Annotated in this window: 15 protein-coding genes; 6 read left to right on the top strand and 9 right to left on the bottom strand. The window is 67.4% G+C overall.

Annotation, left to right across the window (positions count from 1 at the left end):
* Positions 1-12: 12 nt before the first annotated feature.
* On the bottom strand, positions 13-372 hold the full coding sequence (locus B082_RS0119540) for an NADH-quinone oxidoreductase subunit A (protein WP_003992243.1): 360 nt from the start codon (positions 370-372) through the stop codon (positions 13-15).
* Positions 373-1,164: 792 nt separating this feature from the next.
* Between B082_RS0119540 and B082_RS0119535 the strand changes: the two genes are divergently transcribed.
* Positions 1,165-1,998, top strand: a complete 834-nt coding sequence (locus B082_RS0119535; protein ID WP_018553505.1) for a C40 family peptidase — start codon at positions 1,165-1,167, stop codon at positions 1,996-1,998.
* Between the two features lie 362 nt (positions 1,999-2,360).
* Here B082_RS0119535 and B082_RS0119530 read toward each other — a convergent pair whose 3' ends face one another.
* From B082_RS0119530 to B082_RS0119510, 6 genes are all read right to left on the bottom strand, one after another.
* Positions 2,361-3,005 carry a class I SAM-dependent methyltransferase gene (locus B082_RS0119530; protein WP_018553504.1) on the bottom strand — a complete coding sequence of 215 codons (645 nt, stop codon included), beginning with the start codon at positions 3,003-3,005 and terminating at the stop codon, positions 2,361-2,363.
* 67 nt (positions 3,006-3,072) lie between these two features.
* Positions 3,073-3,525 (bottom strand): glycine-rich domain-containing protein, encoded by a 453-nt coding sequence (locus B082_RS0119525; protein ID WP_018553503.1) that lies wholly within the window; start codon positions 3,523-3,525, stop codon positions 3,073-3,075.
* A gap of 179 nt (positions 3,526-3,704) precedes the next feature.
* On the bottom strand, positions 3,705-4,541 hold the full coding sequence (locus B082_RS0119520) for a Scr1 family TA system antitoxin-like transcriptional regulator (RefSeq protein ID WP_026249965.1): 837 nt from the start codon (positions 4,539-4,541) through the stop codon (positions 3,705-3,707).
* Entirely contained in the window at positions 4,525-5,049 is a 525-nt protein-coding gene (locus tag B082_RS0119515; RefSeq protein WP_018553501.1) for a DUF6879 family protein, read from the bottom strand. The genes B082_RS0119520 and B082_RS0119515 overlap by 17 nt, the downstream gene beginning before the upstream one ends.
* Positions 5,033-5,239 (bottom strand): hypothetical protein, encoded by a 207-nt coding sequence (locus B082_RS39940; protein WP_078622608.1) that lies wholly within the window; start codon positions 5,237-5,239, stop codon positions 5,033-5,035. Before B082_RS39940 ends, B082_RS0119515 begins: the two co-directional genes overlap by 17 nt.
* A 295-nt stretch (positions 5,240-5,534) precedes the next feature.
* Entirely contained in the window at positions 5,535-6,008 is a 474-nt protein-coding gene (locus B082_RS0119510; RefSeq protein ID WP_018553500.1) for an ATP-binding protein, read from the bottom strand.
* Between the two features lie 259 nt (positions 6,009-6,267).
* Between B082_RS0119510 and B082_RS0119505 the strand changes: the two genes are divergently transcribed.
* The 4 genes from B082_RS0119505 (at position 6,268) to B082_RS0119490 (ending at position 9,099) form a co-directional block, all read left to right on the top strand.
* The gene (locus B082_RS0119505; RefSeq protein WP_018553499.1) at positions 6,268-7,116 is read left to right on the top strand and encodes a helix-turn-helix domain-containing protein; all 849 of its coding nucleotides are present in this window, start codon (positions 6,268-6,270) and stop codon (positions 7,114-7,116) included.
* Between the two features lie 11 nt (positions 7,117-7,127).
* Entirely contained in the window at positions 7,128-7,328 is a 201-nt protein-coding gene (locus B082_RS0119500; protein ID WP_018553498.1) for a DUF397 domain-containing protein, read from the top strand.
* Between the two features lie 935 nt (positions 7,329-8,263).
* Positions 8,264-8,467, top strand: a complete 204-nt coding sequence (locus B082_RS0119495; RefSeq protein ID WP_158688884.1) for a hypothetical protein — start codon at positions 8,264-8,266, stop codon at positions 8,465-8,467.
* A 20-nt stretch (positions 8,468-8,487) separates the two neighbouring features.
* Positions 8,488-9,099, top strand: a complete 612-nt coding sequence (locus B082_RS0119490; protein ID WP_018553496.1) for a hypothetical protein — start codon at positions 8,488-8,490, stop codon at positions 9,097-9,099.
* 148 nt (positions 9,100-9,247) lie between these two features.
* Here B082_RS0119490 and B082_RS0119485 read toward each other — a convergent pair whose 3' ends face one another.
* Positions 9,248-10,531: a geranylgeranyl reductase family protein gene (locus B082_RS0119485; protein WP_018553495.1), complete on the bottom strand. Its 1,284-nt coding sequence runs from the start codon at positions 10,529-10,531 to the stop codon at positions 9,248-9,250.
* Between the two features lie 98 nt (positions 10,532-10,629).
* Here B082_RS0119485 and B082_RS0119480 point away from each other — a divergent pair, with 98 nt between their 5' ends.
* Positions 10,630-11,154 (top strand): GNAT family N-acetyltransferase, encoded by a 525-nt coding sequence (locus B082_RS0119480; RefSeq protein ID WP_018553494.1) that lies wholly within the window; start codon positions 10,630-10,632, stop codon positions 11,152-11,154.
* A 12-nt stretch (positions 11,155-11,166) separates the two neighbouring features.
* Here the strand turns inward: B082_RS0119480 and B082_RS39220 are convergent, their stop codons facing one another.
* Entirely contained in the window at positions 11,167-12,813 is a 1,647-nt protein-coding gene (locus tag B082_RS39220) for a zinc ribbon domain-containing protein (protein ID WP_267885837.1), read from the bottom strand.
* Positions 12,814-12,997 lie beyond the last annotated feature (184 nt).

Here is a 12,997-nt window from a genome sequence, read left to right as displayed (position 1 = left end):
CCCCTCAGCCCCTCAGTCCCATTCCAGGCCGCCGCGACGCCACACATACGCGTAGGCGACGAAGACGGTGAGCACGAAGAGCAGCATCTCCACGAGCCCGAAGATCCCCAGGGCGTCGAAGGTGACCGCCCAGGGATAGAGGAAGACGATCTCGATGTCGAAGACGATGAAGAGCATCGCCGTCAGGTAGTACTTGATCGGAAAGCGGCCGCCTCCGGCCGGAGTGGGTGTCGGTTCGATACCGCACTCGTACGCTTCGAGCTTTGCCCGGTTGTACCGCTTGGGGCCGATAAGCGTGGCCATGACCACGGAAAAGATCGCAAACCCTGCCCCGAGGGCGCCGAGCACGAGGATGGGCGCGTAGGCATTCACGCTCCTCGCTCCTTCCAGTCGTCCTTGACCGTTGGACCGCATCGGGCGATCTGGCTCGCCACCTCACCAAGATCGTGCACATGTGAGGCAGTTCACAAGCCCGACTGCCCCGCATCCTATGCCCGCCGTCCTGTGATCTGCGACACGGGGTACGACAACGTCTTTGTGATCTCCACCACCTGACGAACGATCATGAAGTCGGATGAGCGGTGATCTTCGTACACGAAGCGGCCGAGTGATCACGAGACGTGACATCCGCTGCCGTTATCGCTGGTCAAAGGGGTGTCGCCCTATCAAGCCGCGGCGGCACGCGCAAAATTGGAGATGGACACGATGGGGTGATAAAGGGATCTGCCCCACTCTGCGCCCGGAGCGTGGACCGAGGGTGTCACCCGCGAGAGGGTCCGCACGGAACGAAGTGGACGCACTCCGACATACGCCGCTTATCCCGCTAATCGCCCATCGCCTGCGGCGAGTTCGGTGCAGGCGCCCCACCGCTCGCGCGGGGCGCTCGTATGCCCGTCACGGCGAGACCATGCTGTGACCTGCGTCACTCGGCATCAGCCGTTATACAAGCGGGCTTGGCCAACCGTGTGAACGGATGGTAAGTGACGGGCAATTCGGGCGTATTGCAGAAAACCCGTGATCACAGCCATGATCGCGAGTGACCGTTTTGCCCGTTACGGCGTCAATAAAGGCCCTCAGAAAGCGGATTCACAGATTCCGGACGTAACTGTGTCGCAACACACGTTTCTTGATGGATCCCCGGGAGCCCTGATAGCGCTAGTACCCATGTCCCACACCGCTCTCATACCCAGCCACCGGAAGCCCCGCCGAAACGCCTCCACGTCGGCGCTGCGTGCCGGAGTTGCCGGTGGCGTCCTCAGCACCATCGCGGTCGCGGGTGCCGCCGGGCCGGCCAACGCCGAGCCGGTGACCCAGACGATCGAGATGCCCACCATCACGGCGGGACTCTCCACCACCGTCGCGGCCTCCGCCGAGGCCACGCAGCAGGTCGCCCTGGACCTGGAGACGCAGGCCCACGAGGAAGCCGCGGCCACCACCGCCGCCAAGGACGCCAAGAAGGCCAAGGCCGAGGCGGTCCGCAAGGCCGAGGCCAAGAAGAAGGCCGAAGCCGCCGCGAAGGCCAAGGCGGAGGCCGCCGAGCGCGCCTCCCGCGCCGCCGCGCGCACCACGCTCCAGACCACCACGAGCACCTCGTCGTCCGGCTCCACGGCCGCCACCACGACGTCGTACTCCTCCAACGCCACCGGCTCCGCCGCCTCCATCGTCTCGTTCGCGCAGGCGCAGGTCGGCGACGCGTACGTGCCCGGCGGCACCGGCCCCAACTCCTGGGACTGCTCCGGCCTCGTCCAGGCCGCGTTCCGCACGGTGGGCATCGACCTGCCGCGCGTCTCGCAGGGCCAGTCGACCGCCGGCACCCAGGTCTCGCTGAGCAACCTCCAGCCGGGCGACATCCTGTACTGGGGCAGCGCGGGCAGCGCGTACCACGTCGGGATCTACGTGGGCGGCGGCCAGTTCGTCGGTGCGCAGAACTCCTCGACCGGTGTGGTGCAGCGCCCGCTGAGCTACGACATGCCGACGGGCGCGGTCCGCGTCCTCTGAGAAGCGCCGGCTGCTGAGAAGCACCAGCCGCGTTCACGGATTCACAAGCGCCTCGGCGCACTTCGCAGGGCCGCCGCTCCCCCGCTCGGGAGCGACGGCCCTGCGGTGTTTCCCGCAGTACCCGCCGCCGTGGCCCGCTTCCAGCGGAACAACCCAAAAGCGCCACCACCCCGCCGGCCGCCACGGACATCGCACACCTGCCGGACACCGTCCGCGTGCGCTTGTGAACCGGGGCGCGAACAGCCCCCGTACCACGCACTGAGCGCAGGACGGCCGTGCCGTACACCCGACGGCCCCAGTCGCTCGTCCCGACCCGCTCCCGTGAAGGCGCTCCCGTTGATCAGAGACTCACGAGGCCCTGATCAATGGGCATAGGCCCTCATCAGCAGGGTTCCTACGTCTTCTCCTTCAGGGGGAGGGATGACCTCGGCTTTGAGGTTCGAGTATCCGGAAGAGGCCAGAAGCCTCGACCATTCCTCCGGGCTGTAGTCCCACCTCGTCACTGCCCTGGCCTCTCTCAGAGTGCCGACAGGCCGAGTGCCGGCCGTTGGGGGCTTGTGGGAGAAGACCAGTACGCCACCAGGGGAAAGCCTCTTGTGGATCAGAGGAAGGAGTTGTTCGGGGTCCGTGAACCAGACGGGCCCGAAGATGGACAGGACCACATCGAAGGAGCCCTCGGTGTGGGTCAGGTAGTCGGTCACCTCTGCCGTGTGAAAGGCCAGACCGGGGAGGCGGCCCCATCGGGCCACGGCCTTCCTGTGCTGGCTGGGTGCGATGTCCACGCCGGTGCAGTCGGCCCCGAGCGTGGTGAGGTGGGCGAGGTTGCAGCCCGTACCGCAGCCCAGTTCCAGAACGGTCCGGCCCTGCAACTCTCCGAGGATCGATTCGTCGGGGCCGTGGTCGGGGTACTGCGTCCAGTTCAGCCACGTCGCGGCCCCGGAGGCATTGGTTTCCCTTCGTGGCATCCGCCCTTGGGCGTACCGCTCCCAGGCTTCGACGACCTCCATGCAGAACCTTTCCTCATGGTGACAACTCCCCTCGTCTCCGAGGGGAGTTGTCCCAGTCCGTGCGGTGTTACTTCCCGCTGTTGGGGCTGTCCGTGCACCCGGCGTGACACTGGGAGCAGTCGGCGGCGTCCTCCATGGTCCACAGCTCCGGGTCGATCTCGAAGCCGGTGGTCCTGATGGCCTTGGTTGTGTCCCCCAGTGCGGGTGGCCCCTGCGTACCCTCTCCGGGCAGGTGCGGAACATGGTGGATGTAGCGTCCCGCGTGCTGGTCGCAGAACGCCATGTAGTTCATCGAGTCGAGCACGAACGAGTGGACACCCAGATCCACGGCAGGGGAGGGGCCCATGCGGGTCTCGGGGCGCTCGGCCGAGGTCACCAAGTAGGCGACGGCCTGGCCGAAGGTGCGCTCAGCGAGTTCACGCTCCATGGCGTGGTCCCGCATGATGAGTCGGACTTCCCGGTCCCACACCTGGGTGGGGACGCAGTTCCGAGGGTCTCGGACCTGTACCGCAGTTGCCATCAGTGGTTCCCTTCACGTGGTCGTGCTCGGGTGATGGAGGCGCGGGTCTCAGGGGGCTACGTGCTCCCGCGATCTCGCCAGTGCTGCCATGCCGTCGCGCCTCCGGTGATTCGTGGTGGGAGAGATGATCCCCGAGTTACGGAGCGATCCGACGAAATATTCATGTTGTTGATTAAAGATCACCTGCGGCAGTCTTCGGCCCAGGCTTGCAGACGCTCCCTGGCGTCATCCCCGAATATGGCGTGTTCCTCATACGAGGTGAACCGAATAATCAGGTCCTGGACATCCCGGTTGTCGCGGAAAACAATAGCACCCAGATCCAGTTCAGCCGTCGCCAGGGTGTCGTCATAGATGGTGAACGTATTCAAGGATCCGGAAGTGAAGTGAACTCCCATCGGGATTATGCCCAGTTGAATATTTGGCTGGCGAGTGAAGGATGCAAGCCGGTCAATCTGCATGGCCAACTCGTGAGGGGGAACGAGCGGGTATCTAACAGCTTGCTCGGTGAGGATGAACGTGAACTTTTTGGAGCGATCAAACAGAACCTTTTGTCGGTCCAGTTTCATTGCTACGGCTTTGGCCTGCTGCTCCGGGGGCGCCTGGGCCAGACTGGCGCGAACGTATTCAGGCGTGGCCAGGAGTCCGGTAACCATGGAGAGAAGGAAGTATCGGAACCTCTTGGAGGACTCCTCAAGTCCGGCCAGCTGCAACTGTTTCTTGTCCAGACCCTTCCTTCGGAGCGTCCTTCCGTTCTGCCACTCCGTCTGTGCGATTCGGGCTATAGCCATCGCTTCGGCCGAGACAGCTGGGGGAGCGTCGAGACCCCGAAGGATCTGCTCGACATCCAGGAGGGATGGGCGTCCCTTGTTACTCTCAATTCGACTGATCTTGGATTGAGACATGTTGCAACGCGCGGCAAGCCGGTCCCCTGAGAGTCCGGCTTGCTTGCGAAGGTGCTTGAGCATGGCCGCGAGTTCACGTCCCGACCGGTCCAGCTCATCAGGCTCGATAGCCACCGCTGACGTACTCCCTGAACGGCACTGATTCCGCGAGGGCGATCCGCTGGTATTCGATGTACGGAGTCGGGTCGCCCTCGTACAGCTCCCGACTGATCTGCGTGCCGTCATCCGCGTAGTTCATGAGGACCACTTCCGACCTATCGAACAGCCAGAAGTCCTGAACCCCCTCAAGGGGGTCGGGGTGATCGGTCACGTCCAGGATCCGGATGTCATCCCCGGCCAGGGAGTGAACCTCGTAGTACATGAACTCGAAGCGGAGATAGTCCGTGAGTGGCTGCCTGACGATGTGAACGCGCCCCTTGGACCGTCCTTCCGCCCTGATCTTCTTCAAGCCCTCCGTGTAGCCGGAACAATAGTTCCGAGGGTCGATCCGCTGCCCTGCCAGGAAGTCCCGGATATCTCCGTCCTCGCCCGGAACCCGGTACCAGGGAAGCGTCTCAAGCCGCCATGCTTCCTGTTTGAAACCCTGAACCTTGGCGGTCCAGTCCTCACCATCCAAGAGCACGAACAGCCTCCCTCAGGACGCTCTCAGGGATGCGAACGAGACCTTCACCGGCCGGAGGCCGGAAGGTGGGGTCAGCGTCTCCCTGAACCACGATGGAGCCGTCAGAGGCTCGGTAGACGTTCGGGCAGTCGTCGTTGTTGCAGTTCCCGTTCGCGTTGCCGGTGAGTCGGGTCAGTTCCTCGCGAGCCATGGCTACGAACCCCCTGCCGGCGGCCCCCTGCGGGCCACTTGTCACGACAGTAGGAGCGGGGCGGGAGTACGTCCATGCAGGAACGCGACTATGCGCGTCATTGCATAAACAGCTCCGGAGGACCTCAACTTTCCAGACCAACAGGCACCGCACCTGATCTCGGAACGATCGAGTCTGCCCCGATGACATCGCGAACCTGCCGGACGCCGACCGCGTACGGCCGTGAAACGGGGCGAACAGCGCCCGTTTCACCGAGCGCGGGACGGCCAAGCCACGCGCCCGACGGCCCAGGCGTTCATCCCGTCGTACGTGACGCGCCCCCGGCACACGGCCCCGGTTCGAGCAGGACGAACCAGACCGTCTTGGCGTGCCCTGCCCGCCCGCCGCGCGTCGTGGTCCCCCAACGATCGGTCAGGCTCTCCACGATGAGGAGCCCGCGTCCACTCTCCGCGTCCGGCGCGGTCCCCGGCTTCGGCAGCCGGTTCGGCTCGTCGTCGGTCACATAGACCATCACCTGACGCCGGTTCACCGTCACATCGACCCGGATGCGTGCCGACCCGGTATGGCAGTGCGCGTTGGAAACCACCTCGCTCACGCACAACCGGGCGTCGTCGACCAGCCCGGGGTGCTCGGTAGCCCGCAGCAGCGTCCCCACGAAGTCCCGCGCGACACGGGGCGCCGTGGGGCTGTTCGGTGCGACGAGCCGGTAACGCTCGCCACGCTGGGGAAGGTACGGGACGGGCGGGGACGGAACGGTTACGGAGGTCATGACGCGGTCTCCCTACGTGAGCGGGTCTCCGGTACGCCGGCCCGTTCCGGTGAGCCGTGACATCGGCCGGTCCCGGGCAAGGTGAACTCACCTGTGGAGGGCTGCACTTCGGGTCACCGAGCCGTTTTCCGGCCGACACCGAAGGACGCTAGGGCACAACATTGGGACGGTGCAACAATGGGACGGCTGTAGCACTCGTACGAGTGGACCAGTGACCCGGTGGCGCGGCACACTCGTACCCGTACGAAGGGGAGGGCCCATGCCGCCGAGGAGCTATCCGACCGCCAGGCAGAAGCGGTTGGGCGCGGAGCTTCGCAAGCTGCGCGAGCGCGCCGGAATGTCCGGAAGTGAAGCCGCCGCCTACCTGGGCGGCGAGCGCGCCCAGATCAGTCACATCGAGTCCGGCCGCTACGGAGTGAGCGACCAGCGCGTCCGCCGCCTCGCGGCTCACTACTCGGCCGGCGACAAGCATCTGGTCGACGCGCTCGCACGTATGGCCGAGGAGCGCACCAAGGGCTGGTGGGACGACTACCGAGGAATACTCTCACCGGGATTCCTGGACCTGGCCGAACTGGAGCATCACGCCACCTATATCCGTGCCATTCAGATGCTGAACGTTCCGGGAATCTTCCAAACAGAGGCGTACGCACGGGATCTGATCCGAAGCGGCGTTTCCGATCTCCCGACCGCAGAGCTGAACGCCCGCGTAGAGCACCGCGCAAGACGCCGCGAGATTTTCGACCGGCCCGCGCCCACGCTGTTCGAAGCCTTCATCCACGAGGCAGCCCTGCGCATGCGGTATTGCGACGGCGACACCATGAGAGAACAGCTCGGTCTTCTTCACACCGTGTCCGCATGGCCTTCCGTGACGATCCGCGTCATCCCGTTCGCGGCACGGATCACCGGCTCGGTGCACTCGATGCTGTACGCCGGGGCCGGCATCCCAGCGCTCGATACCGTACAGATCGACAGCGCTTTCGACGCAGGGTTCCTGGATGCCGAAGCCCAGCTCGCCAGGTATCGAGAACTCCTTGGCTCCATCGAGTCGATCTCCCTCACTCCGGAGGAGTCGGCTGAATTCATCCAACTCATCGCACAGGAAATGTGAGTCAACGCGACATGACCGACGCAATCAACTGGCAGAAGTCCTCGTACTCGGGAGCGGACAACAACCAGAGCTGCATCGAGCTGGCCCCTGTGGACGGCTCGATCAGGATGCGCGAAAGCGACGACCCCGATGTGGTCGTCACGACGAGCGTGGCCAAACTCCGTGCCTTCGTCCTGGGTGTCAAGGCTGGTGAGTTCGACCACTTGATCTGACCGACTCGCGCCGAGCGCCCTCCACCTGCACGGAAGACGGCAGGCGGAGGGCGTCCATATCGGGCGGCACAACTTAGGGACGTCCCACTGTTGCACCGCACAGGCCGGTGACGCTGTCGTCACCGTACGTCGTGAACGCAGTCGGGCGCATCACTCGGCCGTGCTCTTCATCGGCGCAACTTCCCTTTGTCTCAAGCCCATTGAAGGCTTCACGCTGCCCGCCCCATGGGCACGCCTCGATCGGACGGTCGACCTTGCGTACATCCCCCCGAGCCACTCCCGTATCGGCACTCGTAGCGCACGGCTTCCGGTTCGAAGTGCTCCGGTACGGCCCCGCCACCGGATTCGTCCCGGAACCCATCGACCTCCGTATCTTGCCCGGCCCCCGCGACGCGATCCGGATCATCCGCGTACAGCTCCGTACGAGCCATGTCCTGGGGCTGACACCTCGCGAGACGACAAGGGCTCTCCACTGGGCCGGCCAGGGTGGCTGGGTGCAGGCTCTCGGGGCGCTCCATCGCGGCGAATCGTGCGGATTCACCCTCCTACTCCGCAAGGGACGCCACATCGAGTGGCACGTGCGCCCCGTGCGCCACCTGACGCTCACGCCTTCGGGACCGCGAAGTTGCCCGCGATCCTGACGGCACGCATGGCGGCCGGCCGGGGCCGAGACGACAGACCGGCCGACGCTGCCGCCGCGGGTGCGGCCGGCGCGGATCCAGTTCCGTAGGGCCACGTGTTGCTCCCCAGGGCGCGCACGGTCTGCACGATCTCCCACGGCCTGCCCGGAACAATCCAACTCCGGTGAGCTTCTGTCCTGATCAGCCGGGGGCGACGGAACCTGCCCAGTTCAGAGGCTGTCCACTTTTCTGGCGCTGCTTTTGCGGACCGCGAAACGCTGGATCGGCTCCGCTATGGAGAGTAAGAGTGGCGCTGTGAACGCTACTCACTACCGCCTATTGGTGGCCGTCCTCGTGGGTCTCCTCGCGACGTCCGTGGCCGTGACCCTCGCAGTACTCGACCAAAACCCCGTCACGGCGGCCATCCGCGAGGCCGCGGTTGCGTTCGTCGGTGCCACTACTTTGTGCCTGCTCATGATGAGCGCGCTCAAGGGCGACGGGGACGGGGGAGCGCAGTGACCGGCTACTGGAACCAAGGAATGTACGTTGAACCGACCTGGGAGCACGAGGGCGACGAATCCTGGTTCGAGGACGAGATGGTGACGGTAGCCGGGCACTTGTACCCGCCCCGCTTCCGCATCTCCATAAGGTGCGACGCCAGCCAGGTCGAGCTGTGTATTGGCCTGGAGATCTGCGACGGGGGTTTCACGGAGCAGGTAGGCGGCACCACGGTCCACGGGGTGACCTCCGACCTGGACCGGGACCAAGTCCGCACCTCCGTTCGAAAGCTGGCCCTGCCCCTTGCACTCACAATGGTGCCCCTCGCCGTTCGGAAGACTGAAAAGGGCTGGGAGTGGACGGCGGAAGGGTGGTCCACTCCTCCGCTCTTCAAGGTCGGAGACCATTTGCCCGGTGATCAACTGACCCTGCTCAAGGAGCTTCGGCGCCGGACCGGGAGGAAGTGGTGTATCGAATACCTCCCCCGTATCCACTACACGGCCGACATCGTAAGGGAGGCGCAGGCCGAGAAGTCGATGCGCAGAGTGATCGAGGAGGACGTCTGCCCCCAGACATGTGTGGGGCGTACGCAGGCATACCAGGATCTGCAAGCCGCACGCGAACTCGGCTGGCTTCCCGCATGCCAGGTCTGACCGAGCCCCCCTCCCCCCGGAAGGCATGCGCGCCGACACGCGGTCGGCGACGGACGCCACGCCAGACTCCTGCACGTAACCGGCCGCACGTATCAGGCAGGACCCCGCCGCCCCGGCAGGGGTGGCGGGGTCGGCTCGTGAACGGACGTTAGGAGCTGGGTGCCACCTTCGCCAGGCCGTTGATGATGCGGTCCATCGCGTCGCCGCCCGACGGGTCGGTGAGGTTGGCGAGCATCTTCAGGGTGAACTTCATCAGCAGCGGGTGGGTGAGGCCGCGCTGGGTGGCGACCTTCATGACCTTCGGGTTGCCGATCAGCTTCACGAAGGCGCGGCCCATCGTGTAGTAGCCGCCGTAGGTCTCCTTGAGCACCTTCGGGTAGTTGCTCAGCGCCAGTTCCCGCTGGGCCGGGGTCGCGCGGGCGTGTGCCTGGACGATGACGTCGGCCGCGATCTGGCCGGACTCCATGGCGTACGCGATGCCCTCGCCGTTGAACGGGTTGACCATGCCGCCCGCGTCGCCGACCAGCAGCAGGCCCTTGGTGTAGTGCGGCTGGCGGTTGAAGGCCATCGGGAGGGCGGCGCCGCGGATCGGCATCGTCATGTTCTCCGGGGTGTAGCCCCAGTCCGCCGGCATGGACGCGCACCACGCCTTGAGGACCTCACGCCAGTCCAGCTCCTTGAAGGCGGACGAGGAGTTGAGGATGCCGAGGCCGACGTTGGAGGTGCCGTCGCCCATGCCGAAGATCCAGCCGTAGCCGGGCAGCAGCTTCTCCTGCGGGCCCCTGCGGTCCCACAGCTCCAGCCAGGATTCCAGGTAGTCGTCGTCGTGCCGGGGCGAGGTGAAGTACGTGCGGACCGCGACGCCCATCGGGCGGTCCTCGCGGCGGTGCAGGCCCATCGCGAGGGAGAGCCGGGTGGAGTTGCCGTCGGCGGCGACGACGAGCGGGGCGTGGAAGGTGACCGGGGTCTTCTCCTCGCCGAGCTTCGCGTGCACCCCGGTGATCCGGCCGGTGCGCTCGTCGGTGATCGGCGCGCCGACGTTGCACCGCTCGTGCAGTCGCGCGCCGGCCTTCTGCGCCTGGCGGGCCAGCTGTTCGTCGAAGTCGTCGCGCTTGCGGACGAGTCCGTAGTCCGGGTAGGAGGCGAGATCCGGCCAGTCCAGCTGGAGCCGGACTCCGCCGCCGATGATGCGCAGGCCCTTGTTGCGCAGCCAGCCGGCCTCTTCGGAGATGTCGATCCCCATGGAGACGAGCTGCTTGGTGGCGCGCGGCGTGAGGCCGTCGCCGCAGACCTTCTCGCGGGGGAACGCGGTCTTCTCCAGAAGGAGGACGTCGAGCCCGGCCTTGGCGAGGTAGTAGGCAGTCGTGGAGCCGGCTGGGCCCGCCCCGACGACGATGACGTCCGCGCTGTGTTCGGACAGGGGCTCGGTCACGGTCGGCTCTCCCGAAGAACTCGAATTCACGTGCCGCGCGGCACAGGTCCAAGGCAGTCTATGGGGGCCTGCTGATCATCCTCCCGAAGGGCTGCCTGATGTCGATCGCGCCTGCCGCACCTCCCGTCGTACAGCTGCGTGTCCCGACCGACGAGGACGCGGTGGCCTGGCACCGCGCCTTCGACGATCCGGAGGTGATGCGGTTCTTCGGCGGACGGCCGGACGAACTGTCGTTGTACGAGGAGTGGACCGCCCGCCAGCGCAGACACGACGCCGAACTCGGCTACTGCCTGTGGACCGTGCTCGACGGGGAGGGCGAGGTCGTCGGCTTCACCGGGGCCCAGCCGTGGGCGCAGAGCGCGTACGGCCCGGTGGGCGAGATAGAGATCGGCTGGCGGCTGACCCGGGCGGCCTGGGGCCGTGGTTACGCGACAGCGGCCGCGCGCCTCACACTGGAGCGGCTGCGCGCGGCGGGGGTCGAACGGGTCGTCGCGGCCGTCGATGTGCTGAACGAGCGGTCCGTGGCGGTGGCCCGCCGGCTCGGGATGGAACCGGCGGAGACCTTCACCACGAACGTGCCGGGCCAGGAGGTGCGGTGCTTCCGCCTGGACCTCGGCACGTGAGCGGGGCCGCGGTCAGCCCTGCGGCGGGTTGTACGGCGTGCCCGGCGGGGGCGTGGCGCCGGGCGGCGGGTTGTACGGCGTGCCCGGAGGGGGCGTGGCGCCGGGCGGCGGGGTGTACGGCGTGCCCGGCGGCGGGCCGTACGGGGTCTGGAGGCCGTACGGGCTCGGCTTCGGGTACGCGCCGCCCTGGGTGAGACCGCCACCCGGGCCGCCGCGCCCCGTCATCCGCAGCAGGTACGGCCCGACGAGCACCGCGCCGCCCACCCACAGCAGCCCGAACAGCAGGGCGTCCGCGACGGCCGGGGCGATCTCCATCGTGCCCCGGCCGCCGAGGTCGGAGACACCGCCGGAGACCTCCGACGAGAGGCCGCACATCCCGGTCAGCACCAGGAACCCGAGCAGGAACAGGCCGCCCGCGGTGAACTGTTCGCGCCGGTCGGCCGAGCGGCGGGCGGCGAGCAGGCCGACGACGAGGGCGCTGACGAGGCCGGTGGCCAGGGCCCCCGTCACGGCCCAGCCGCCCACGCCGTCGCCGAGTTCACCGAGGCCGAAGGCGCCGTGGTCCCCGCCGGAGCCGAAGTAGTCCGCCTGCCCGCTCAGGTCGTAGTCCACGGTCCCGCCCCAGCTCACCGAGAGCACCAGCAGCGCGATGTTGGGCAGCAGCGGCAGGGCGACCAGCAGGCCCTTGCCGTGGACGCCGTCCATGTTGGCGTAGCTGATGAACCCGACCAGGGCGCACAGCAGCAGGACGACGGCGAGCGCGCGGACCGCGGTTCCGGCGGCGCGTACGAGGCCCTGCGCGGCCGGGCGGGCGGCCAGCCAGCGCGCCGCGACGTCGCGTTGCAGGACGGCGGCGGTTGTCACGAGGGCGATGAGGAAGGCGCCGAGGGCGGCCAGGACCGGTGAGGAGTGCACCTCGACACCCTCGATCTCGGGCTGGGCGTAGAGCCCGAGGACCAGGACGGCCGCGGCGGTCACCGCGCTGATGCGTACCGCCGCTTCCAGGCCGGCGCCCTGTCTTCGGACGGCTCGGGCGCCGAGGATCAGCGCGCCGATCCACAGGACGGTGACGGTGAGCGGGATCAGGGAGAGCGTGACGTGGCCCTGGCCGCCGCCCGGGTCGAAGTCGCCGTAGGTGTCGCCGTACGCCGAACCGCCCCCGTAGCCGCCGGTGTTCATGCCGCCCCGCGTGGCGGCCCGTACCTCGAAGCCGCCGCCGACCGCCTGGAGCAGCATGGCGAGCGCGATGCGCAGCCGGTCGACGAGGCCGACGTAGTCCTCCTCGCCCTGCCCGTATTTCGGAATGGCCAGCGCCACCCCGAGGCCCAGGATCAGCCCGGTCGGCCAGAGGGCGGCCCGCACCGACCCCGCCCAGTCACCGCGCACCACCCGGCCGAAGAAGAGCCCGAGCGGCGAGGGGCCCGGCGGAGCGGCCGGTACCGGCGCGTACCCGGGCGGCGGTGGGGAACCGGGCCCCGCCGCGAACTGCGGCGCACCGGGCGGCGGGGAGCCGGCGGGCGGTGCGGCGGCCGGCGGCGGGGGTGCGGCGGGCTGCGGGGGCGGCGCTGCCGGGGCCTGCGGGCGCTCGCGCCCGCATTTCATGCAGAAGAGCGCCGTGTCCGGCGCCTGGGTTCCACAAAACGGGCAGTACGACGGCATGAGGGCTCCGCAACGGGGACGGTGGCGAGCGAAACGGTGACACACGGGAACGGGGAAGACGCGTGCCGTATCAACGACACATCTTCCCCGCCCACCGGTTCCCGTCAACTCGGAATACGCGCAACCGCTTTCGGTACCCCCGCGCCCCCTCGGAGAGCCGCCCTCCGCCCCCTCGGAGAGCCGG

The organism is Streptomyces sp. ATexAB-D23 (assembly GCF_000373645.1).
Lineage (GTDB): Bacteria > Actinomycetota > Actinomycetes > Streptomycetales > Streptomycetaceae > Streptomyces > Streptomyces castrisilvae.
The sequence above is the reverse complement of the archived record's forward strand: the minus strand, read 5'-3'. Positions and strand labels throughout refer to the sequence as shown.